Raw genomic sequence first — 20,466 nt, forward strand, 5'->3', positions numbered from 1 at the left:
ACGGGCGGGCGGGCCCGCGCACCTTTTGCCGGTCACCGCGGACGCGAAAACGACTGGCCCCGGCGACTGCGACCGGCCAGGATGGCGTCCGCGCCGGGAGAGCACGAGGGGGACTGGTGGGACCACAGGGAATCCGACCGATGCGGCCGGAGGACGAACCGCGCGTGGTGGAGGTGTCGCTGGCGGCGGACTCCGTGTTCGCCGGGGCCGGGGTGGTCCTGCCCCCCGACGACCCCCGGGAGATGCTCGCGCACGCGGAGCGGGTCCTGGTGGCCGACGACCCGACGACAGGCGCCCCCGTGGTCGGCCTGGCCGCGACCGTGACCGTGGACGGGCGCCCGCACCTGGAACAGCTGGCCGTGCACCCCGGTCACGGCAGGCGCGGGATCGGCGGCGCCCTGCTGGAGGCGGTGTGCGCCGAGGCGGCGGCCTCCGGTCACACCCGCCTCACCCTCACCACCTTCCGCGACCTGTCGTGGAACGGGCCCCGGTACGCCGACCGCGGGTTCGCCGTGCTCCCCCGTGCGGAGTGGGGCCCGGGGCTGGAGGAGGTCTGGCGAGCCGAGGAGCGGGCGGGGATCCGGGTGCTCCCGCGCGTGGTGATGGCCCGGAGTCTGGCCCGGCCGACCTGAGCCCTCCCTGCCCGCTCCGGATCTCCGCCTACCTAGAATCAGGTGCGCTCCCATCCCCCACGCCGGAGGCCTTCGTGCACGAACCCGGACACGCCCCGCACCACACGCACCACAGGAAACCGACGGAACCGAACGGTGCTCCGCCCCGGGCGAAGCCACCGCGACCTGACCCCTCGCTCTCCTCGTCCGGTTCACGAACACGAGGTCCGTTGCTGGTCGGGCTCAGTCTGGTGTGTGTGCTGGTGGTCGCGGCCGCCGTACTGGTGGCGTTCCAGCGCCTGTCCCCGCCCTCTTCCGAGGCCGCCGCGGTCCCGGTGCTCGGTGAGGCCACGAAACCGGAGCAGACCGCGGACTCGGCGCCCGCCACACCCTCCACACCGCCGGTCGAGTACTCCACCTTCGACGATGACGGCGTCGTCATGCGCCATCCCCAGAAGTGGCGCACCGTGTACATCGCCAGGGACGCGAGGGCCAAGGATTCCGGCGTCCTGTCCAACTACGAGTTCTACTCTCCCAACGCCGACCACCGGATCAGCTTCACCGTCTTCTCGTTGGAGGGCGTCGAGCCGCGTACGGCCAGCGCGTACCAGCAGGGTGCGGAGACCGCGTTCGTGGGGGAACCGAACATCTCGGACTGGCAGCGGCTCAGCCTGGAGGAGGACCCGTCCGCGCCTTCGGGATGGGACACCTCCCACCTCGAGGCGACCTACCGCGACAGCGACTGGGACCGGCCCGACCGGTGGATGCTGTGGAGGTACACCGTCGTCGCGGAGGAGGGTAAGGGGTACCACCTCCAGTTCGACGTTCCCGAGTCGGAGCGGGAGGAGTACGCGCCGATCGTGAAGGAGGTCTTCGGCTCCTTCGAGCTGGAGCTCTGACGGTCTCTCCGGCGGCGGGTCGGCCGCGCCCCGGCCGGGTGAGGGATGCCGGGGCGCGGGCCGGGTGAGGGATGCCGGGGCGCGGCCGGGAAAGGGTCGCTGACGGAAGCACACGCCCACCCCCGTGGGAGGGCTCCCATGGGGCCGGAGCCCGGCGGACTCACACCGTCGAGGAGAAGACGTCCTCCCGGGCCCGTTCCAGGGCGTGCAGCAGCGCGCCCCGCACCACCGGGCTGCCCTCCACCCTTCCCAGCGCGACCTCGGTCGCGTTCGGGGCGATGCGCGCGGTGGCCGCCTGGACCCGCTCGGCCAGCTTCACACCGCCCGCCAGGGCCACGTCCCCGCCGAGCACCACCAGGCCGGGGTCCAGGATCACCGTGACGGCGGCCACCCCGCGGGCCAGGCGCTCGGCGAAGTCGTCCAGGAAGGCGTCCGCCTCCGGAGTCCCCGCGGCGGAGGCCGCCCCGACCACCTCGGTGACGTCGGTGCCCTCGATGCCGTACCCGGCGGCGAGCTCGACCACCTGCCCCGCCTTGACCAGTGCCTGGAACCCGTGGGGCAGCTCGCGGCTGGCTCCGTCGCGCAGGGACTCGTAGCCGCCGGACAGCCCCACGTCGGTGGGCATGGGCGCCCCGGGCACGGGCAGGTAGCCGATCTCGCCCGCGCCGCCCGAGCGGCCCCGGTGGATGCGGCCGTCGATCATGGTGGACATGCCCACGCCGCCGTTGGCGCTGAGCCAGATGAGGACGAACTCGGCCACCCCGGCGGCGGCACCCTCGGAGTGCTCGGCCAGGGCGGCCAGGTTGACGTCGTTCTCGATCATGACCGAGCGCTTGAGGTCGGCGCGCAGGGCCTCCAGGATGCCCTCGTGCCAGGACATCAGGTCGAAGGAGAAGCGGATGTCGCCGGTGCGGGGGTCGACGACGCCGGGGGTGCCGATGACGCAGGCGCGGACCCTGTCCAGCGCGACCCCGGCGGTGTCGGCCAGACGCATCACCGCGGTGTGGACGAGGGCGACGGGGTCGTCGGAGGCGCTGGGGTCGACCGCGACGTCGCTGACGATCCGGCCCGTGATGTCGGCGATCGTCGCGGTCACCTGGCGCGCGCTGACATCCAGGGCCGCGACGTAGGCGCTCTCGGGCACCACCGCGTACAGCGCGGCGTTGGGCCCCCGCCCGCCCGCCTGGCTGCCCACGACGCGCACCAGGTCCCGCTCCTCCAGTCGCGCGAGCAACTGGGAGGCGGTCACCTTGGAAAGGCCGGTACGCGTTCCCAGCTGCGTCCTGGTCAAAGGCCCGGCGGACAGGAGCAGTTCCAGTGCCGCGCGGTCGTTGAGCTGGCGTAGCAGCCGGGGAGTCCCCGGACGTTGAGACATAACCGTGACACCTCACCCTGTTTTTATTAGGAAAGTTTCCTGTTAATTTAGCTCACAACCTCACAGGAGGTCACGTCCTCGTAAGGCCCGCTTCGGGCCCTTCCGATACCCGCTGGGCCCTCCCGGTACCCGCTCCGGCGGGGCGGCCAACGTGCTATCCCAGCACAACCCCCACAAGACGTCGAGCCGCCGGGTGATCTCACGATCATCCCAGGTTGGTTCGAGCACAGGCGTCGCACCCCGGCGCGTCGTGCGAAGGGAGAAGAGATACAGATGAGGTTCCCGAAGATCGCCGCGGCCACGGCCGTGGTCCTGCTCGCCTCCGCCTGCGGCGGCTCCGACTCCGGTGACGGGGGCGGCGAGGCCGACAGCCTGACCGTCTGGGTCATGGGCACCTCCCAGGAGCCCCTCGTCGAGTACTTCGAGGACGCCGAGGCTCGCTTCCAGGAGGGCAACCCGGACGTCTCCGTCGAGGTCGAGTTCATCCCCTGGCCCGACGCGCAGGAGGCCATCACCAACGCCCTCGCCGGCGGCGACGCCCCCGACGTGCTGGAGGTCGGCAACGACCAGGTCGCGGGCTGGGCCGCGCAGGGCGCCCTGATGGACATCACCGAGCAGGTCAGCGGCTGGGACGCCGCCGCGGGCATCGACGAGAACGCCCTGGAGTACGGCACCTACGAGGGCGTCCAGTACGGCGTCCCGTGGTTCTCGGGCGTGCGCACCCTGTACTACCGCGCGGACTGGCTGGAGGAGGTCGGCCACGAGCCGCCGACGACCTGGGACGAGCTCGTCGAGGTGGCCGAGGCGATCCAGGAGGAGTACGACGTCCCCGGCTTCGCCGCCCCGACCGACTTCACCAACGGCATCGCCAGCTTCATCTGGAGCAACGGCGGCTCGATCGCGGAGCAGAACGGCGAGGAGTGGGAGGGCAACCTCACCGACCCCGCCACCGTCGAGGCCATCGAGTTCTACGCCAGCCTGACCACCGACGGCATCTCGCCGCAGGACTACGTCGGCCAGAACGAGCTCATCGCGCTGGCCGACATGGCCAACAGCGAGCTGGGCATGTACATCGACGGCGGCTGGGCGATCGGCTCCATGGAGGAGCAGGCCGCGGACCCGGCCGTCATCGAGAACATCGTCGCCGCGCCCATCCCCGGCGCCGAGGGCATCGCCCCGGCCTTCGCGGGCGGTTCCGCCCTGACGGTGTTCACCACCACCGAGTACCCGGACCTGGCCTTCGAGCTGCTGACCGCCCTCGGCAACGAGGAGGGCAGCCAGGGCTACGCCGACGTCGCGGGCTTCTTCCCGGCCTACCCGCACCTGCTGGAGAGCGAGGAGTACCAGCAGGACCCCGCCACCGCCGCGGCCGCCGAGCAGATGCAGCACACCGAGTTCTTCCCGACCACCCCGCGCTGGACCGCGGCCGACCAGGACAACAAGATCCTGCCGAGCGCCGTCCTGGAGATCGTGCAGGGCGGTGACCCCGAGGAGGTCCTGGGGGCGGCCAACGAGGAGCTCACCTCGATCCTCAACGAGCCGGTCGAGTAGCCCGTCCCGCCTCACTGAGTAGAGCTGTGCGCGGGCGGGGCCCCAGGCCCCGCCCGCCGCGGTCGGCCCACGCCTCGATTGAGAAGACCATGGCACAAACCGTCGAACCAGCGCCCGCGCGCGAGCGCGAGGAGGCCGTGAAGGCTCCCGCCTCCGAGCCCGCTCCGCGCCGCCGCACGCTTCCCACCCCGTACCTGCTCATCGCCCCGGCCCTGATCCTCCTGGCGGTCGTGCTGCTGTGGCCGATCGTGCAGATGGTGTGGTACTCGCTCACCAGCTTCACCACCCGCAACCTCCTGCCGAACCAGCCCGGGCCGACCTGGAACGGCTTCGCGCACTACCAGGCGCTGCTGACCGACCCCGAGTTCTGGGGGATCCTGCGCAACACGGTCGTGGTCTGCGTGCTGATGGTCGGCATCACGATGGTGTTGGGCACCCTCGTGGGGCTGCTGCTGAACAAGCTCCCCAAGTGGTTCTCGGCGTTCGTGGCCCTGGGCATGATGCTCGCCTGGGCCACCCCCGCGCTGAGCGCCTCCCTGGTCTTCCGCTGGCTGTTCCTGCCGGAGCGGGGCCTGGTCAACGTCATCCTGGACCGGATGCCGGACTGGCTGGTGGGCAGCGGATGGCTGGAGTACAACTGGTTCCTCGAGCCTCTCCCGCTGTTCACGATCCTCATCACCGTGATCGTCTGGCAGTCCTTCCCCTTCGTGGCCGTCTCCGTGCTCGCCGGGCTCAAGAGCATCCCGTACGAGCTGTACGAGGCCGCGAGGATGGACGGCGCGGGCGGCTGGAAGGCCTTCTGGAACGTCACGTTCCCGATGCTGCGCCCGCTGTTCGCCCTGCTGCTGGTCCTCCAGATCATCTGGGACCTGCGCGTGTTCACCCAGCTGTACATCCTGGCGAACAGCTTCCAGAACAAGGACGTCTACCTGCTCTCGTACTACATCTACCAGCAGGGCTTCAGCGCCAGCCCGGCGAACTACGGCATGGGCTCGGCGATCGCGGTGGTCATGACCGTGATGATCCTCGCCGTCACCGCGTACTACCTGCGCATCATGATCCGCCAGGGGGAGACCCGATGACCGCGATCGACCAGACCTCCGCCAGCGCCGTCCGCGAGCGCGCCACCGGGGGCGCCGGGACCGGCGGCCCGAGCCGCCCGCCGCGCGTCCACCGCCGCGGTCCGCTGCGCCGCCTGCGCCGTCTTCCGCTGTACCTGGCCGGCCTCGCGGTGTTCCTGTTCTCGGTGTTCCCCGTGTACTGGATGATCATCACGGCCTTCAAGCCGGTGGGTGAGATCTTCACCCGCGACCAGACGGTCTTCCCGGTGGCGCCGACCCTGGAGCACTTCGACCGGGTGCTCAACGGCCAGCTGATCCCCGGGGTGAACTTCTGGCAGTTCCTGGGCAACAGCCTGTTCCTCACCGTGGCCTCCGTGGCCATGGGCGCGTTCCTGTCGCTGCTGGCCGCCGTGGCCGTGGCCCGGTTCCGCTTCCGGCTGCGCACCGCCTTCATCATCCTGCTGCTGGTGATCCAGATGGTGCCGATGGAGGCGATGATCATCTCCATCTTCATCAACTTCCGCCAGCTGTCCGACATCAGCGGCGTGGAGCTGCTCGGCAACCTGTCCGGCCTGCTCATCGTGTACACGGCCGTGTCCCTGCCGATCACCATCATGATGCTGCGGGGCTTCGTGGCCGCGGTGCCCAAGGAGCTGGAGGAGGCCGCGGCCATCGACGGTGCCAACGCCTGGACCGTCTTCTGGCGCATCCTGATGCCCCTGGTCGCGCCGGGCCTGGTCGCGGCGAGCATCTTCGCCTTCATCACCGCGTGGAACGAGTTCATCGTCGCGCTGACGTTCCTGGGCCGCAGCACCGACAACTACACGCTGCCGCTGACCCTGTCCTACTACTTCGGCCGGTTCGGCACCGAGTGGGGACCGATCATGGCCGCCTCCACCCTGCTGACCATCCCCGTGATGATCTTCTTCCTGTTCGTCCAGCGGCGCATGGTCTCCGGCCTGACCATGGGCGCGGTCAAGGGCTGACCGCGCCCCTCCCACCGGGGCGGGTCCCGCGACGGACACCGCGGGTCCCGCCCCGGGCGCGCCCTCCGCCCCTTCGCCCCCTCCCCCCGCTTCTCCGCCCTTCGTCTGCCCGACCACGGGCACCCCTTCGCTCACCGAACGGAGTTCGTCATGCCGTACGACCCGACCCTGGCGCGTCTGGCCAACGCCACGCTGCTGGTGCCCTTCGAGTCCTACCAAGCCCCGCGCTGGGTCCTGGAGGGTCTGGCGGACGGGATCTCCGGTGTCTGTCTGTTCCACAACAACCTGGACGGCCCCGAGCAGGTGGCCGCGCTCAACGCGACCCTGGCCGGGGTCACCGACACCCCGCTGATCTCCCTGGACGAGGAGGGCGGCGACGTCACCCGCATCGGCCAGGCACAGGGAAGCGACTACCCCGGCAACGCTGCCCTGGGCGCGGTGGACGACCCAGACCTGACCCGCGCCACCCTGCGCTCCCTGGGCGGGCGCCTGGCCGAGCTGGGCTTCAACCTGGACCTGGCGCCCTCGGTGGACGTCAACGTCGCCGACGACAACCCGGTGATCGGCACCCGCTCCTTCGGCTCCGACCCCGAACTGGTGGCCCGCCACGCGGCCGCCGCCGTGCTCGGCCTCCAGGAGGCGGGCGTGGCCGCGTGCGCCAAGCACTTCCCCGGCCACGGCGCCACCTCCCAGGACTCCCACCACGTGCTGCCGCGCGTGGAGGCCGACGCCGAACTGCTGCGCCGCCGCGAGCTGCTGCCGTTCCGCGCGGCCGTGGAGGCGGGCGTCCGGTCGATCCTGACCGCGCACATCGAGATGCCCGGCCTGGGCGGCGACGGCCCCGCCACGCTCACCCCGCGCATCCTCAACGACCTGCTCCGCGGCGAGCTGGGCTTCACCGGCACCGTGGTCAGCGACGCCATGGACATGCAGGGCGTCAGCGGGCGGATCGGCATCCCCGAGGCCTGCGTGCGCGCGGTGGCCGCCGGGGTGGACCTGCTGTGCCTGGGCCGGTTCGTCTACGCCGACCAGGTCGAGCTGATCCGCGCCGCGCTGGTGGACGCGGTCCGGGAGGGACGCCTGTCCGGGGAGCGCCTGGAGGAGGCCGCCGGGCGCAACGCCGAGCTGCGCACCTGGATCCGCACGGCCCAGGCCCGGCGCTCGGACGTGCCCGCGGCCGACGGGGTGGGCCTGGTCGGCGCCCGCCGCGCGGTGCGCGTGGACGGCGACCTGCCGCCGCTGGCGGACCCCTACGTGGTGGAGGTGGACGCCCCCTCCGGCATGGCGGTGGGAGAGGTCCCCTGGGGCCTGTCCCCCTGGTTCCCGGGCACCGAGCGGGTCTCCCCCGACGTCGCGCACGCCGACCGGCTGGCCGCCAGCGCACGGAACCGCGACCTGGTCGTGGTGGTGCGGGACGCGCACCGCTACCCCTCCGCCCAGGCGCTCGTCAACCGCCTGCTCAGCGCGCATCCCAACGCCGTGGTGGTGGAGATGGGCCTGCCCATCTGGCGGCCCGACTGCGGCGCGCACGTGAGCACCTACGGCGCCGCGCACGTGAACGGACTGAGCGCGGCCGAGCTGCTGGGTGCTCCGGTGGGCGCCCCCTCCCCCGGCGTGAACTGAGCCTCCTGGATGCGCTCCCCGACCCGGCCGGTCCGCGACCGGCCGGGTCGGCGCGTTCCGGTGACGGGCGTCACCGCGGCGGACATACTGGGACGGGACACCCCCGAGAGCGGGAACGTCACCGATGTCCCCGCAACCCGGTAGGAGAAGTACCCTTAGCCTGCAGCATCCCGGTCGTCGGCGTTCCCGTCGGCGCCCGGTGCCCCATTCGCCCACTTACACACGGCATAATCACAGCATGCGCCTTTCAGCCCGGGTCGACTACGCGCTACGCGCGGCGGCGGAGCTCGCCGTCGCCGACGAGGGGCCGGTGACGGCCGAACAGCTCGCACGCGCGCAGGCCATCCCCGGAAAATTCCTCGAGAACATCCTCACCCAGCTACGCCGGGCCGGTCTGGTACGCAGCCAGCGCGGTCCCGTCGGCGGCTACTGGCTGGCCCGTCCGGCGGGGGAGATCTCCCTGGCCGACATCATCCGCGCGGTCGACGGACCGCTCGCCAACGTGCGCGGGGAACGCCCCGAACACGTCGACTACGACGGCGCGGCCCGCAGCCTCCAACAGGTGTGGATCGCCCTGCGCGCCAGCGAGCGCGCGATCCTGGAGGGCGTCAACCTCCAGCACCTGGTGACCAACGAGCTGCCCGAGAAGGTGCGGTCGTTGGCCGAGGACCCCGAGGCCTGGGTGAACCACACCCACCGCTGACCGCCGCCCCGCGCGAAGGTCCCGCGAACACCGAAGGAGCCGACCGGATGGTCGGCTCCTTCGTCGTGGTCACGGTGACGATGGACGGACAGTTCCGAGGAGGGGTCAGACCCCCACCATGTCGGCGACTTGGGGAACGCGATCCGGTACCGGGTCGATGCCGAGGTCCTGGGCGGAGACGGGGTCGGTCGTGACCGCGTCACCCAGCAGTGCGGCCTCCTGGAGCTCGGCGAGGGCGAGCTGGTCGGAGACCTCTCTCAGTACCTGTGAGAGCGGGACGCCGAGCGCCCCGCAGATCGAGGAGAGCAGTTCGGAAGAGGCTTCCTTCTGTCCCCGCTCGACCTCCGACAGGTAACCGAGGGATACACGTGCATCGGCCGACACCTCACGGAGGGTGCGGCCCTGGCGCTGCCGGAGCCGCCTGAGCACGTCACCAAGTAGGTGACGAAGCAGGACCATCATTCGCGCTCCCTCCCACCGGTAGCGACCTTCATATACACCACCGTACCTGCCCCACGCCCGATTCGGGCACCTCTTGCCGTCCTGTTCGCTGGAGGGGGAACCCCGCCCAGGGGTGGTTTTGTTCCCAAGGGTGGGGAAAGGAAGAACAGCCCGGAAAGTCTAACTCCGGGTGTTTTCCTCCGTGCTCCCACGCACAGCCGAGTCCAGGAGCAGCAGCGCCCCCTCGACCGTGCGGTATCGGATACCCGCACGGTCCCCGGTGAAACGGAAACGGCGGCCCCGGGTGGCACCGTCAGGCGTGGCGACGGCCACGAAGACCGTGCCGACGGGCTGGCCGTCCTGGGGATCGGGTCCGGCCACGCCGGTCACCGCGACGCCGTAGTCGGAGCCCAGCAGACGGCGGACGCCGAGCGCCATGTGCTCGGCCACCTCGGGGTGGACGGCGCCGTGCTCGGCCAGGAGGTCCCCGGGCACGCCCAGGACGCTGTCCTTGGCGTCGGTGGCGTAGGCCACGACGCCGCCCCGGTAGGTGCCCGAGGCCCCGGGGATCGCGGTGAGGTGGGCGCCGACGAGGCCGCCGGTCAGCGACTCGGCCGTGGCGCAGGTGGCGCCGGCGGCGAGCAGGGCCCGGTGGGCGGCCCCGGCCGCGGCGAGCGCTCCGGCACGCGGGTCCGGATCGGGGCCCGGGGGGTCCTGCTCCCCCGTCACTCGGTGCGGCCCTTGCGGGCGCGCACCGCGCGGACGGCGTCGAACACGTAGGTCAGGCCGGTCCACAGGGTGACCACCAGCGCGGCGGCCATCACGATGTGCGCGAACCAGACGAAGACCTCACTGAAGGGCAGTACCTGGAGCGGGAAGAGGTAGACGCTGATCGCGACGATCTGGAGGACCGTCTTGAGCTTGCCGCCCTGGCTGGCGGGCATGACCACGTAGCGCAGGACCGCGAAGCGCAGCGCCGTGATGCCCCACTCGCGGACCAGGATGGCGATGGTCACCCACCACCACAGGTCGCCCTGGAGGGAGAGCACCACCAGCGCGGAGCCGGTGAGCGCCTTGTCGGCGATGGGGTCGACGATCTTGCCGAAGTCGGTGACCAGGTTGCGGCGGCGGGCGATCTCGCCGTCGACGCGGTCGGTGATGGCGGCCAGCACGAAGACGGAGAAGGCGGCGAACCGCCACCAGGAGCCGTCCAGGAACATGAACCACACGAAGAGCGGAACCATGACCAGGCGGCTCATCGTGAGGATGTTCGCGATGTTCCACAACGGGACACGGGGGGCGGGGGTGGCCGCGGGGTCGGGGGTGCTCATCTGTCCGCGGCTTCCCCGTGGGTCTCGTCCTGCTCCGCGATGAGGTCGGCGCCGGCCGACTGGATGACGGTGGCGCGCACCAGGTCGCCGACGGCGAGGCCCTCGCCGTAGAGGATCGTGCTGCCGTCCACCTCGGGGGCCTGGTGCTCGGCGCGGCCCTCGTAGGCCCCGTCCTCCAGCACCGTCTCCACCAGGACGGTGACCTCCGAACCGATCCGCTCCTCGGCGCGCTGGGTCATCAGCTCCTCGGAGAGGCGGTTGAGCCGGTCCACGCGCTCGGCGACGACCTCGTCGGGCAGCTTGCCCCCGTGGTCGAAGGCCTCGGTGCCCTCCTCGTCGGAGTAGCCGAACACGCCGATGGCGTCCAGCCGAGCCTCGGAGAGGAAGGAGACCAGGTCCTCGAACTCGGCCTCGGTCTCGCCGGGGAAGCCCACGATGAAGTTGGAGCGCGAGCCCGCCTCGGGAGCGCGCTCGCGGACCGTGTCCAGCAGTTCCAGGAAGCGCTCGCGGTCGCCGAAGCGGCGCATGCGGCGCAGCAGGGTGCCGCTGGCGTGCTGGAAGGACAGGTCGAAGTAGGGCACCACGCCGGGGGTTCCGGTGAGCACGTCCACCAGGCCGGGGCGGACCTCGGCGGGCTGGAGGTAGCTGACCCGGACCCGCTCCAGGCCCTCGACGGCGGCCAGGCGGGGCAGGAGCTTCTCCAGGGCGCGCACGTCGCCCAGGTCCTTGCCGTAGGACGTGGAGTTCTCGCTGACCAGGAACACCTCGCGCACGCCCTCGGAGGCCAGCCACTCGGCCTCGCGCACGATGTCGTCGGGGCGGCGGGAGAGGTAGGCGCCCCGGAAGGTCGGGATGGCGCAGAAGGTGCAGCGCCGGTCGCAGCCGGAGGCGATCTTGAGGTTGGCCACCGGTCCGCCGACCAGGCGGCGGCGCGGGACGGAGGCGCGGTAGGGCAGCTCGGTGCCCTCGGCCCCGGCGGCGTCGGCGAAGCTGGCGTGGCCGGGGACGTGGGCCTGGGAGGCGTCGCGCTCGGCCGGGCTGATGGGCAGCAGCGTGCGCCGATCGCGGGGGTCGTGCGGGACCAGGGTCCTCCCGGCCACGACGTCGTCGAGCCGGTCGGTGATGGCTGCGTAGTCGTCGAAGCCGATGACCTGCGCCTCGGGCAGGGCCTGGGCCAGCTCGGAGCCGTAGCGTTCGGCCATGCACCCGGCGGCGACGACTCTGCCGCCGTTCTCCGCCGCTTCCAGGAGGGTCTCGATGGAGTCCTGTTTGGCCGCGTCGATGAACCCGCAGGTGTTGACGATGGTGACGTCGGCCTCGGTGTCGCCCTCGACGAGGTCCCAGCCGCCCGCGGACAGGCGCCCGGCCAGCTCTTCGGAGTCGACCTCGTTACGCGCACACCCCAGGGTGACGAGTGAGACAGTACGGCGCGATGACATGGCTTCCAAGCGTGTGGGAGAGCTTCGGGTGGCGCGGGGGGCCGTCCCGGACCGGACCGCTCGGCCGTGCTCGGTACACGGCGTCGCCTGGCGCCGCCCGCAGCCCCCCACATTACCTTGGTCGGCTCACCCGCCCGTACCCCGGCCCGGATCGATCCGGGCCGGGGCGCGGCCCGGTCACCGCCGCACGCCGTCCGGGCCGATCACGATCTCCTTGACCTCGCCGGGAAGCCCGAGGGGGCCGGAGTTCTCGCCGTCGACGGTCACGCTGACCGCTCCGGCGTCGCCGACCCACAGGTTGAGCATGTCCTCGGTCACGTAGTCCTTGACGTCGCCCTCCAGCAGGTAGCCGACGTAGAGGTCCTCGCCCTCGGCGCCGGTGACCTCGACCCAGCTGCGTCCGGAGGCGTTGAGTTCGACGGTGAACTCGACGGGCTCCTGCGCCGCCGCGGCCTCCTCCGCCCCCACGGCGGAGTCGACGGTTCTCTCGGTGGTGGAGGAGTCGAAGGCCGAGCGCAGCGGGTTGCCCGCGTCCCAGTCCTGCCAGGTGCGGATCCCGACGAAGAGCGCCAGGAGGAAGATGGCCCCGACCACGGCCCAGGGCCAGTGGCGACGGACCGCGTCGACGGGCCGGTGGCGGGCGGCGACGACCACGGGGCGGGCGACGGGGGTTCCCCCGCCGTGCCTGCCGCCCTGGTGCCTGCCGCCCTGGTGTCCGCCGCCCCGGCGTCTGCGGTCGTCGGCCCCGCCCTCGGGGGCCCGAACACGGGGGCCGTGCCCCTCGGCGGTCTGGCGGGGGCCGGGGATCCACCCTGCCCGCCGCGGCCTGCGGGACTCCTGGTGTTCCTGGTACTCGTCGTCGGGCTGGCGCGTCAGGAACTGCCTGCGTTCGAAGTGGCCCCAGCGCTGGGCGCCGACACCGGAGTCGTCCTCGCCGAAACGGTGGGCCATCACCGCCTCCCCGTCCTCCCCGGGACGGAGCTCGGCGCGCGCGGCGGCGGCCGCCCGCGCCGCCTCGGGCACGGACGCCGGGTGGCGCTGCGGCGGGACGAAGGCGGGTATGGCGCGGGACGCGTGCTCGCGGTCGTACTCGGCCATGAGCGGCGCCGGGTCCAGGCCGAGCGTGCGGCAGACGCGGCGGATGTGGCCGCGTGCGTAGAAGTCCCCGCCGCAGGAGAGGAAGTCCTCCTGCTCGATGGCCGTGAGGACGGGTTCCCGGATACGTGTACGGATGCTGAGGTCCGCGACCGTGTACCCCGCCGCGACCCGGGCGGCGGACAGGGTCTGACCGATCGTCGCCATGCGCACTCCCCCCGCGACTGTGTGTAGCTGCAAGAGACCACTCTGCCGCCCGGGGCGCTTTCGCGCAGGTCACCACGCCCCATGAAGCCTCCAAGATCCCACCAAATCGGGCATGCCCGTTTTTAAGGGATGCCAGTGGAGTTTCGGGAAAGGCCGTAACACGGGGCCGGAAGCCCGACTTCCCGGGTGCGGGTCGGCACCCGGACGCCGCCGCGCGGACGCGGCGGCGCGGATCAGGAACCCCGGATGTCGGCCAGCACGGCGGGCAGCTCGTCGGGCTGGACGAGCACGTCGCGGGCCTTGGAGCCCTCGCTGGGACCGACCACGTCGCGGCTCTCCATGAGGTCCATCAGGCGGCCCGCCTTGGCGAAGCCCACGCGCAGCTTGCGCTGGAGCATGGACGTGGACCCGAACTGGGTGGTGACCACCAGCTCGACGGCCTGGAGGAGCAGGTCGAGGTCGTCGCCGATGTCCTCGTCGATCTCCTTCTTCTTGGTGTCGGGGACCGCCACGTCCTCGCGGTAGCTGGGCTCGGACTGCTTCTTGCAGTGGTCGACGATCGCCCGGATCTCCTTCTCCGACACCCAGGCGTTCTGGAGGCGGATGGACTTGCCCGCGCCCATGGGGAGGAAGAGCGCGTCGCCCTTGCCGACCAGCTTCTCGGCGCCGGGCTGGTCGAGGATGACGCGGCTGTCGGAGAGGCTGGAGGTGGCGAAGGCCAGGCGGGAGGGCACGTTGGCCTTGATCAGGCCGGTGACGACGTCGACGCTGGGCCGCTGGGTGGCCAGCACCAGGTGGATACCGGCGGCGCGGGCCAGCTGGGTGATGCGCACGACGGCGTCCTCCACGTCGCGGGGGGCGACCATCATCAGGTCTGCCAGCTCGTCCACGATGACCAGCAGGTAGGGGTAGGGCTCGTACTGGCGCTCGCTGCCGGGCGGGGCGGTCAGCTCCCCGGTGCGCACGGCGGCGTTGAAGTCGTCCACGTGCCGGTAGCCGGAGGCGGCCAGGTCGTCGTAGCGCCGGTCCATCTCCCCCACCACCCACTGGAGGGCCTCCGCGGCCCGCTTGGGGTTGGTGATGATGGGGGTGATCAGGTGCGGGATACCCTCGTACATGGTCAGCTCGACCCGCTTGGGGTCGACCAGGATCATCCGCACCTCGTCGGGGGTGGCACGCATCATCAGCGAGGTGATGAGCCCGTTGATGCAGGTGGACTTGCCCGCGCCGGTCGCGCCGGCGACCAGGACGTGCGGCATCTTGGCCAGGTTCGCGACCACGTTGGAGCCCTCGACGTCCTTGCCCAGGCCCACGAGCATGGGGTGGTCGTCGGAGGTCGCGGCGGGCGAGCGCAGCACGTCGCCCAGGCTCACCAGGTCCTTGTCGGTGTTGGGGATCTCCACGCCGATGGCGGACTTGCCGGGGATGGGCGACTGGATGCGCACGTCCGCGCTCTTGACCACCAGGGAGATGTTCTTGGCCAGGGCGGTGACCTTCTCGACCTTGACCGCGGGGCCCAGTTCGATCTCGTAGCGGGTCACCGTCGGCCCGCGGGTGAAGCCGGTGACGTCGGCGTCGATGTTGAACTGGGTGAGCACCCCCGACAGGGCGTCGACGACCTCGTCATTGGCCTTGGTGCGCGGCTTGACCGGGCTGCCGGGCTTGAGCATGGTCGGCGCGGGAAGCTCGTAGTCGCCCTCCACCACGCGGGAGGGGATGGTGAGCTGCTCGGTGGTGGCGGGGGCCGGAGTGGGGTCGGGGACCTCCCGCTTGGCGCGGGCGGCCTTCCTGCCCTTGGGCGCGGTCTCCTCCTCGGCCACGGCCGTCACCGGTGCCGGGGCCCCGGCACCGGTCCGCGCGGCCTCCTCCTCGTCGGTGAGGGCGGGGGCGACGGGCTCGTCGGGCAGCACCGGGCTGTCGTAGGGGCGCTCGTGGTCACCCGCGACCGTGCCCGCCCCCTTCTTGGGCCTGCTCTTTCGCGGCTTGGCGGGCTTCTTCTTCTCCGCGCCCAGCAGGCCGATGCCCGAGTCGGGGCCGGTGTCGCGCTCCATGAGCGCGCCGAACAGGGTCTGGAGGCGCTCGGGGATGCGCCGGATGGGGGTGGCGGTGACCACGAGGATTCCGAAGACCAGCACCAGGGCCAGCAGGACACCGGTCAGCCACGGGGTGACGACGGCGCTGAGCGGCCCCGAGGCGACGAAGCCGATGAGCCCGCCGGCCTCCTGGAGGGCGCCCAGCCCCTCGGAGGGCTGCGGGATGCCGTGGGCGATGTGGATGAGGCCGAGCAGGCCCAGCATGATCGAGCTGAAGCCGATGAGCAGCCGCCCGGCGTCGCCCTCCTTGCTGTCGCCCGGGGTGCGCATGAGCCTGACCGCGATCGGCAGGAACAGCAGCGGCAGGATCGGCGAGAACGTGCCGAAGGCGCCGACCACGACCGCGCGGGTGTACTCCAGGAGCAGCCCGTCGCTGTTCCACCACACGGCGGCGGCGATGAGGACGCCCGCGGCCAGCAGGATCAGCCCGGCGCCGTCGCGGCGCAGGTCGGGGTCGAGGCCGCGCGCGCCGCGGCCGACCGCGCGGGCGGAGCCGCCGACGGTGTGCGCGACGAGCTTCCACAGCACCAGTAGGAACTGGCCGAACATGGTGACGGCGAAGGCGATGGGTCCGTCGGGCATGCGCTTCTTCGCCGCGGGCTTGCGCGCGGCGGGCTTCTTGCGTCCGGAACCGCCGGAGGAGGCGCGCGTGGCCATGGGGTCACCTCCAGGGGACGGGGTCGTGCTGACGGTCGGGCAGGACGGCCCGCCACGGCGGGCAGCCTACTGCGGCGTCCACCCCCGGCGCCCGTATCCCGCGCGGCGTGTCGCCCGAACGCCGCTGTGCGCCCCGTCCCACCGCCGCCCCGGCCCCGGAGACGCGAACGGCCCGGACGCGCCGTGGGGCGGCGTCGGGCCGTTCGTCGTCGTCGGGTATCCGGTCAGACCTCGACCAGGACGGGGATGATCATGGGCCGCCGCCGGTAGGTCTCGTTGACCCAGCGGCCGGCGCTGCGGCGGATGAGCTGGCGCAGCTGGTGGGGGTCGTTGACCCCGTCCCGGGCCGCCTTGTCCAGCGCGTCCTGGAGCCTGTCGACGACGTCGTCGTAGGCGTCGGCGGCGATGCCCGCGCCCCGCGTGTGGATCTCGGGATCGCCCAGGATCTTGCCGGAGCCGGAGTCCACCGCCACGACGACGGAGATGAACCCCTCCTCGCCGAGGACGCGGCGGTCCTTCAGCGAGGCCTCCGAGACGTCGCCGACCGAGGAGCCGTCCACGTAGACGTACCCGGCCTGGACCGCGCCGACGATCCTGGCCCGGTTCTTGTACAGGTCGACGACGACGCCGTCCTCGGCGATGGAGATCCGGTCCTGCGGTACCCCGGAGAGCTTGGCCAGGTCGGCGTGGGCGCGCAGGTGCCGCCACTCGCCGTGCACGGGCATGAAGTTGCGCGGACGCACCATGTTGAGCACGTACAGCAGCTCGCCGGCGGGCGCGTGGCCGGAGACGTGCACCAGGGCGTTGCCCTTGTGCACGACCTTGGCCCCCCAGCGGGTCAGGCCGTTGATCACCCGGTTGACCGAGTTCTCGTTGCCCGGGATCAGCGACGAGGCGAGCAGGATGGTGTCACCCTCCTCGATGCGGATCTGGTGGTCCCGGTTGGCCATCCGGCTGAGCGCGGCCATCGGCTCGCCCTGCGAGCCCGTGCACACCAGGAGCACCTCGTCCGGCGGCATCTGGTCGAGCTGCTTGACGTCGATGACGGTGTCGCCGGGGATGCTCAGATAGCCCAGGTCGCGCGCGATGTTCATGTTGCGGACCATGGAGCGCCCCACGAAGGCGATCTTGCGCCCGTGCCTGACGGCGGCGTCGATGACCTGCTGGACGCGGTGCACGTGGGAGGCGAAGCAGGCCACCACGACGCGCTTCTCGGACTGCCGGAAGACCTTGTCGATGGCCTCGTTGAGGTTGCGCTCGCTGATCACGAAGCCGGGCTGCTCGGCGTTGGTGGAGTCCGACAGCAGCAGGTCCACGCCCTCGTCGCCGAACCGGGCGAACCCGCCCAGGTCGGTCAGGCGCCCGTCCAGCGGCAGCTGGTCCATCTTGAAGTCGCCGGTGTGCAGCACCGACCCGGCCGGGGTGCGGATACCGACGGCCAGAGCGTCCGGGATGGAGTGGTTGACCGCGAAGAACTCCAGGTCGAAGGGGCCGAACTCGTGCCGCTCCCCCTCCTCCACCAGGACGGTCTCCGGCTTGATGCGGTGCTCGCCGAGCTTGGCGGTGATGAGCGCCAGGGTGAGCTTGGAGCCGACGATCGGGATGTCGGCCCGCTCACGCAGCAGGAACGGCACGCCGCCGATGTGGTCCTCGTGCCCGTGGGTGAGCACGACCGCCTCGATGTCGTCGAGCCGGTCCCGGATGTACTCGAAGTCCGGCAGGATCAGGTCGACGCCGGGCTGCTCCTCCTCGGGGAAGAGCACGCCGCAGTCCACGATGAGCAGGCGCCCGTCGTACTCGAAGACCGTCATGTTGCGGCCGATCTCACCGAGGCCGCCCAGCGGGACGATGCGCAGCGCGCCCTTGCCCAGGGGCGGCGGCGAGCTCAGTTCGGGGTGCGGGTGGCTCATACGGATCCCTCCGTGAGGCGCTCGACGGCGACGGCGCTGGCGGGGACGGCCTGGTGCGGGGCGAGCCCGATCGGGCCCTTGACACCCGCGGCGGCCAGGTCCTCGCGCAGGAGTGCCTGGAGTTCGGCGGAGGCGTCGGCGAGCGGGGTGCGGACCGGCCCGGAGGGCAGGCCGAACAGGTTGAGGACGGCCTTGGTCGTGATGACGCCCTGGGTGCGGAACATGCCCGTGTAGACCGGCGTGAGGCGGCGGTGGATGGCCAGGGCCTGGCCGACCTCGCCCTTCTCGAAGGCGTCGATCATGTCGCGCAGGTCGGCGCCCACGATGTGGCCGACGACGCTGACGAACCCGGCCGCGCCGACGGACAGCAGCGGCAGGTTGAGGATGTCGGTGCCGCAGTAGAAGGCCAGGTCGGTGCGCTCCATGACCCAGGAGCTGGCGCCGACGTTGTCCTTGGCGTCCTTGTTGGCGACGATGCGCGGGTGCTCGGCCAGGCGGACCAGGGTCTCGGAGGCGATCGGCGTCCCGGTGCGGTGCGGGATGTCGTAGAGCATCACCGGCAGCTCGGTGGAGTCGGCGATCGACGTGAAGTGCCGGATGAGGCCTTCCTGCGGCGGCTTGTTGTAGTACGGGGTGACGGTCAGCAGACCGTGCGCCCCCGCCTTCTCGGCCGCCTTGGCCAGCCGGATGCTGTGGCGGGTGTCGTTGGTGCCGACCCCGGCCACGATCGTGGCGCGGTCGCCGACCGCCTCCAGGACGGACCGGAGCAGCCGGTCCTTCTCGTCGTCGCTGGTGGTGGGCGACTCGCCGGTGGTGCCGCTGATGACGAGGCCGTCGTTGTGCTGCTCGTCGACGAGGTAGGTGGCCAGTCGGGCCGCGCCCTCGTAGTCGAGTTCCCCGTCCTCCAGCATCGGAGTGACCATCGCGGTCAGCATCTTGCCGAACGGGCGGTTCTTGGTGTCCATCATCGTGTGTGAAAGGCGTGCGGACCGCCGCCCTCGGGCGGTGGGGTCCGTGGTTGCCCCTCCTCCTCTCGGTGTACTCCGAAACAGTTGTGGTCTCCCGTGCGGATGCCTCGGGCACGGGTGGTCGGCGCTGCGTGTGCGCCACCGCGACCGGCGGATGCGCGACGGTCGCGGGAAAGATCTGTGGTGCCCCCGTTGCGGAGGCGCGGGGCCGGGCCCCGTCCGGTCCACCGTCCTCGTGGGTCGAGGTTGGTGGTCCCCGGCAAGACGAACCTACCCGTCCCGGGCCCGCGCCATCCGGCCGGGCCCGGGGACCGCCCGCGGTTCAGGGCGGACGGGGTCCGCAGGAAGAGGCTAGTCGTCGTTACCGTCGGGCAGGAACATGCTGAGCAGCCAGCTGACGATGGTGACGACGATCGCGCCCCAGAAGGCGGGCCAGAACCCGTCGATCTGGAAGGGCAGGTCGAACAGGCCCGCGATCCAGTTGGTGAGCATGAGCAGCAGCGCGTTCACCAGGAGGCCGATCAGCCCCAGGGTCAGAGCGTAGAACAGGCATCCGACCGTTTTGACGATCGGTTTGATCACCGCGTTGACCACACCGAAGATGGCGCCGACGGCGAGGTAGACCAGGATCTGGCCGACCGTGTCCTGCGCGGTGACTTCGATGCCGTCGATCAGGAGGACAGCCGCCCAAAGGGCGAGCGCGTTCACGATAACTCTGATAATGAGGCTCACAACGTAGATGTTCCCATGCTGTGGCAAGGTCCGGAAACTCCGGCGTAGGTGATCTTGTCACCAGGCGTGTCGCCCACCCCCGAAGGAGAGTCCTCCGTGTCCAGTGCTCGGTTCGTCCGTCCCGCCCGTACCGCCGACGTGGAAGCGGTGGTCGACATCCAGGTGGCGTCGTGGCGGGCGGTGTACGGGGCGCTGCTGCCCGACGAGGTGTCGGGGGCGCTGGGCGGTGAGGAGGCCCGGGAGCGGTTCCGCGAGCAGTGGACGGCGGCCCTGGAGTCACCGCCGACCTCGCGGCACCGGCTGGTGGTGGCCACCGACGAACTGGAGGGGACGCGCACGGTCGTGGGCTTCGCCGCGTTCGGCCCCGCGGGGGACCCGGACCTGTGGCCCGCCACGGACGCGGAGGTGTTCGCCCTGCACGTGGACCCCGCTCGGGCGCGTCAGGGGCACGGCAGCCGCCTGGCGAACGCGTGCGTGGACCACCTGGTCGAGGACGGCTTCGGCACCCTGCACGTGTGGGTGCCCGAGGCCGACAACGCGCTGCGGGCGTTCTTCGAGGCCTCGGGGTGGCGCGCGGACGGCGCCCGCCGTGAGATCGACATGGGGCGGCTGCTGCCGATGGTGCGCCTGCACGCGGCGATCTCCCAGTAGGGGCGAGGAGGGACCGGGGCGCGGGCGGGACCGGGCCGGGCCGCGCCCGCCTCCCCGCGCCGGGGCGCGGGCGGGAGCGCCGCTGGCAGGGTCTACCGTGGGGTGGTTGTCGCGGCGCGCACGGGCGCGCCGG

18 protein-coding genes are annotated in these 20,466 nt (G+C 71.6%); 8 read left to right on the plus strand and 10 right to left on the minus strand.

Going from position 1 to position 20,466, the window contains the following annotated elements; genetic code table 11:
• Nucleotides 1-140 precede the first annotated feature (140 nt).
• Both ACSIH6_RS03160 and ACSIH6_RS03165 read left to right on the plus strand, forming a co-directional pair.
• Nucleotides 141-632: a GNAT family N-acetyltransferase gene (locus ACSIH6_RS03160; protein ID WP_435106543.1), complete on the plus strand. Its 492-nt coding sequence runs from the start codon at nt 141-143 to the stop codon at nt 630-632.
• Nucleotides 633-868: 236 nt separating this feature from the next.
• On the plus strand, nt 869-1,510 hold the full coding sequence (locus tag ACSIH6_RS03165; protein ID WP_435106368.1) for a hypothetical protein: 642 nt from the start codon (nt 869-871) through the stop codon (nt 1,508-1,510).
• A gap of 160 nt (nt 1,511-1,670) precedes the next feature.
• On the opposite strand, the gene ACSIH6_RS03170 is transcribed toward ACSIH6_RS03165, so the two are convergent.
• Nucleotides 1,671-2,885, minus strand: coding sequence for an ROK family transcriptional regulator (locus ACSIH6_RS03170; RefSeq protein WP_435106370.1), 1,215 nt, complete (start codon nt 2,883-2,885; stop codon nt 1,671-1,673).
• 273 nt (nt 2,886-3,158) lie between these two features.
• Here ACSIH6_RS03170 and ACSIH6_RS03175 point away from each other — a divergent pair, with 273 nt between their 5' ends.
• The 5 genes from ACSIH6_RS03175 to ACSIH6_RS03195 all read left to right on the plus strand — a co-directional run bounded on the left by ACSIH6_RS03175 (nt 3,159) and on the right by ACSIH6_RS03195 (nt 8,809).
• The gene (locus tag ACSIH6_RS03175; RefSeq protein ID WP_435106372.1) at nt 3,159-4,436 is read left to right on the plus strand and encodes an extracellular solute-binding protein; all 1,278 of its coding nucleotides are present in this window, start codon (nt 3,159-3,161) and stop codon (nt 4,434-4,436) included.
• Between the two features lie 89 nt (nt 4,437-4,525).
• Nucleotides 4,526-5,518 carry a carbohydrate ABC transporter permease gene (locus ACSIH6_RS03180; RefSeq protein WP_435106374.1) on the plus strand — a complete coding sequence of 331 codons (993 nt, stop codon included), beginning with the start codon at nt 4,526-4,528 and terminating at the stop codon, nt 5,516-5,518.
• Nucleotides 5,515-6,483 carry a carbohydrate ABC transporter permease gene (locus ACSIH6_RS03185; protein ID WP_435106376.1) on the plus strand — a complete coding sequence of 323 codons (969 nt, stop codon included), beginning with the start codon at nt 5,515-5,517 and terminating at the stop codon, nt 6,481-6,483. The genes ACSIH6_RS03180 and ACSIH6_RS03185 overlap by 4 nt, the downstream gene beginning before the upstream one ends.
• Nucleotides 6,484-6,633: 150 nt before the next feature.
• The gene (locus ACSIH6_RS03190) at nt 6,634-8,106 is read left to right on the plus strand and encodes a glycoside hydrolase family 3 protein (protein ID WP_435106378.1); all 1,473 of its coding nucleotides are present in this window, start codon (nt 6,634-6,636) and stop codon (nt 8,104-8,106) included.
• A 238-nt stretch (nt 8,107-8,344) separates the two neighbouring features.
• Nucleotides 8,345-8,809, plus strand: coding sequence for an RrF2 family transcriptional regulator (locus ACSIH6_RS03195; protein ID WP_150250210.1), 465 nt, complete (start codon nt 8,345-8,347; stop codon nt 8,807-8,809).
• A gap of 105 nt (nt 8,810-8,914) precedes the next feature.
• Here ACSIH6_RS03195 and ACSIH6_RS03200 read toward each other — a convergent pair whose 3' ends face one another.
• From ACSIH6_RS03200 to ACSIH6_RS03240, 9 genes are all read right to left on the minus strand, one after another.
• Nucleotides 8,915-9,271, minus strand: a complete 357-nt coding sequence (locus ACSIH6_RS03200) for a helix-turn-helix domain-containing protein (protein WP_013151706.1) — start codon at nt 9,269-9,271, stop codon at nt 8,915-8,917.
• Nucleotides 9,272-9,430: 159 nt separating this feature from the next.
• Nucleotides 9,431-9,979 (minus strand): CinA family protein, encoded by a 549-nt coding sequence (locus ACSIH6_RS03205; protein WP_435106381.1) that lies wholly within the window; start codon nt 9,977-9,979, stop codon nt 9,431-9,433.
• Nucleotides 9,976-10,581 (minus strand): CDP-diacylglycerol--glycerol-3-phosphate 3-phosphatidyltransferase, encoded by a 606-nt coding sequence (gene pgsA, locus ACSIH6_RS03210; RefSeq protein WP_435106383.1) that lies wholly within the window; start codon nt 10,579-10,581, stop codon nt 9,976-9,978. The genes ACSIH6_RS03205 and pgsA overlap by 4 nt, the downstream gene beginning before the upstream one ends.
• Nucleotides 10,578-12,020 (minus strand): 30S ribosomal protein S12 methylthiotransferase RimO, encoded by a 1,443-nt coding sequence (gene rimO / locus ACSIH6_RS03215; protein ID WP_150250216.1) that lies wholly within the window; start codon nt 12,018-12,020, stop codon nt 10,578-10,580. Before rimO ends, pgsA begins: the two co-directional genes overlap by 4 nt.
• A 177-nt stretch (nt 12,021-12,197) precedes the next feature.
• The gene (locus ACSIH6_RS03220) at nt 12,198-13,322 is read right to left on the minus strand and encodes a helix-turn-helix domain-containing protein (protein WP_435106385.1); all 1,125 of its coding nucleotides are present in this window, start codon (nt 13,320-13,322) and stop codon (nt 12,198-12,200) included.
• 233 nt (nt 13,323-13,555) lie between these two features.
• Nucleotides 13,556-16,072, minus strand: a complete 2,517-nt coding sequence (locus ACSIH6_RS03225; protein WP_435106387.1) for a DNA translocase FtsK — start codon at nt 16,070-16,072, stop codon at nt 13,556-13,558.
• Between the two features lie 224 nt (nt 16,073-16,296).
• Nucleotides 16,297-17,982 (minus strand): ribonuclease J, encoded by a 1,686-nt coding sequence (locus ACSIH6_RS03230; protein WP_435106389.1) that lies wholly within the window; start codon nt 17,980-17,982, stop codon nt 16,297-16,299.
• Nucleotides 17,979-18,950 carry a 4-hydroxy-tetrahydrodipicolinate synthase gene (gene dapA, locus ACSIH6_RS03235; RefSeq protein WP_150250222.1) on the minus strand — a complete coding sequence of 324 codons (972 nt, stop codon included), beginning with the start codon at nt 18,948-18,950 and terminating at the stop codon, nt 17,979-17,981. Before dapA ends, ACSIH6_RS03230 begins: the two co-directional genes overlap by 4 nt.
• Before the next feature lie 351 nt (nt 18,951-19,301).
• Complete coding sequence (locus ACSIH6_RS03240; protein WP_083934765.1) at nt 19,302-19,682, minus strand: phage holin family protein; 381 nt, start codon at nt 19,680-19,682, stop codon at nt 19,302-19,304.
• Between the two features lie 96 nt (nt 19,683-19,778).
• Between ACSIH6_RS03240 and ACSIH6_RS03245 the strand changes: the two genes are divergently transcribed.
• Entirely contained in the window at nt 19,779-20,333 is a 555-nt protein-coding gene (locus ACSIH6_RS03245) for a GNAT family N-acetyltransferase (RefSeq protein WP_435106392.1), read from the plus strand.
• The last annotated feature ends 133 nt before the right edge of the window (nt 20,334-20,466 follow it).

Origin of the sequence: Nocardiopsis synnemataformans, assembly GCF_965343085.1 — a bacterium.
In the GTDB taxonomy this organism is placed as follows: Bacteria; Actinomycetota; Actinomycetes; order Streptosporangiales; family Streptosporangiaceae; genus Nocardiopsis; species Nocardiopsis alborubida.

Bases quoted from the DNA above. Each gene is read 5' to 3' on its own strand.
- ACSIH6_RS03225 (WP_435106387.1), bottom strand. From the start codon at position 16,072: ATGGCCACGCGCGCCTCCTCCGGCGGTTCCGGACGCAAGAAGCCCGCC.
- ACSIH6_RS03185 (WP_435106376.1), top strand. From the start codon at position 5,515: ATGACCGCGATCGACCAGACCTCCGCCAGCGCCGTCCGCGAGCGCGCC.
- ACSIH6_RS03175 (WP_435106372.1), top strand. From the start codon at position 3,159: ATGAGGTTCCCGAAGATCGCCGCGGCCACGGCCGTGGTCCTGCTCGCC.
- ACSIH6_RS03220 (WP_435106385.1), bottom strand. From the start codon at position 13,322: ATGGCGACGATCGGTCAGACCCTGTCCGCCGCCCGGGTCGCGGCGGGG.
- ACSIH6_RS03170 (WP_435106370.1), bottom strand. From the start codon at position 2,885: ATGTCTCAACGTCCGGGGACTCCCCGGCTGCTACGCCAGCTCAACGAC.
- rimO (WP_150250216.1), bottom strand. From the start codon at position 12,020: ATGTCATCGCGCCGTACTGTCTCACTCGTCACCCTGGGGTGTGCGCGT.
- ACSIH6_RS03160 (WP_435106543.1), top strand. From the start codon at position 141: ATGCGGCCGGAGGACGAACCGCGCGTGGTGGAGGTGTCGCTGGCGGCG.
- ACSIH6_RS03200 (WP_013151706.1), bottom strand. From the start codon at position 9,271: ATGATGGTCCTGCTTCGTCACCTACTTGGTGACGTGCTCAGGCGGCTC.
- ACSIH6_RS03190 (WP_435106378.1), top strand. From the start codon at position 6,634: ATGCCGTACGACCCGACCCTGGCGCGTCTGGCCAACGCCACGCTGCTG.
- dapA (WP_150250222.1), bottom strand. From the start codon at position 18,950: ATGATGGACACCAAGAACCGCCCGTTCGGCAAGATGCTGACCGCGATG.
- ACSIH6_RS03230 (WP_435106389.1), bottom strand. From the start codon at position 17,982: ATGAGCCACCCGCACCCCGAACTGAGCTCGCCGCCGCCCCTGGGCAAG.
- ACSIH6_RS03180 (WP_435106374.1), top strand. From the start codon at position 4,526: ATGGCACAAACCGTCGAACCAGCGCCCGCGCGCGAGCGCGAGGAGGCC.
- ACSIH6_RS03195 (WP_150250210.1), top strand. From the start codon at position 8,345: ATGCGCCTTTCAGCCCGGGTCGACTACGCGCTACGCGCGGCGGCGGAG.
- pgsA (WP_435106383.1), bottom strand. From the start codon at position 10,581: ATGAGCACCCCCGACCCCGCGGCCACCCCCGCCCCCCGTGTCCCGTTG.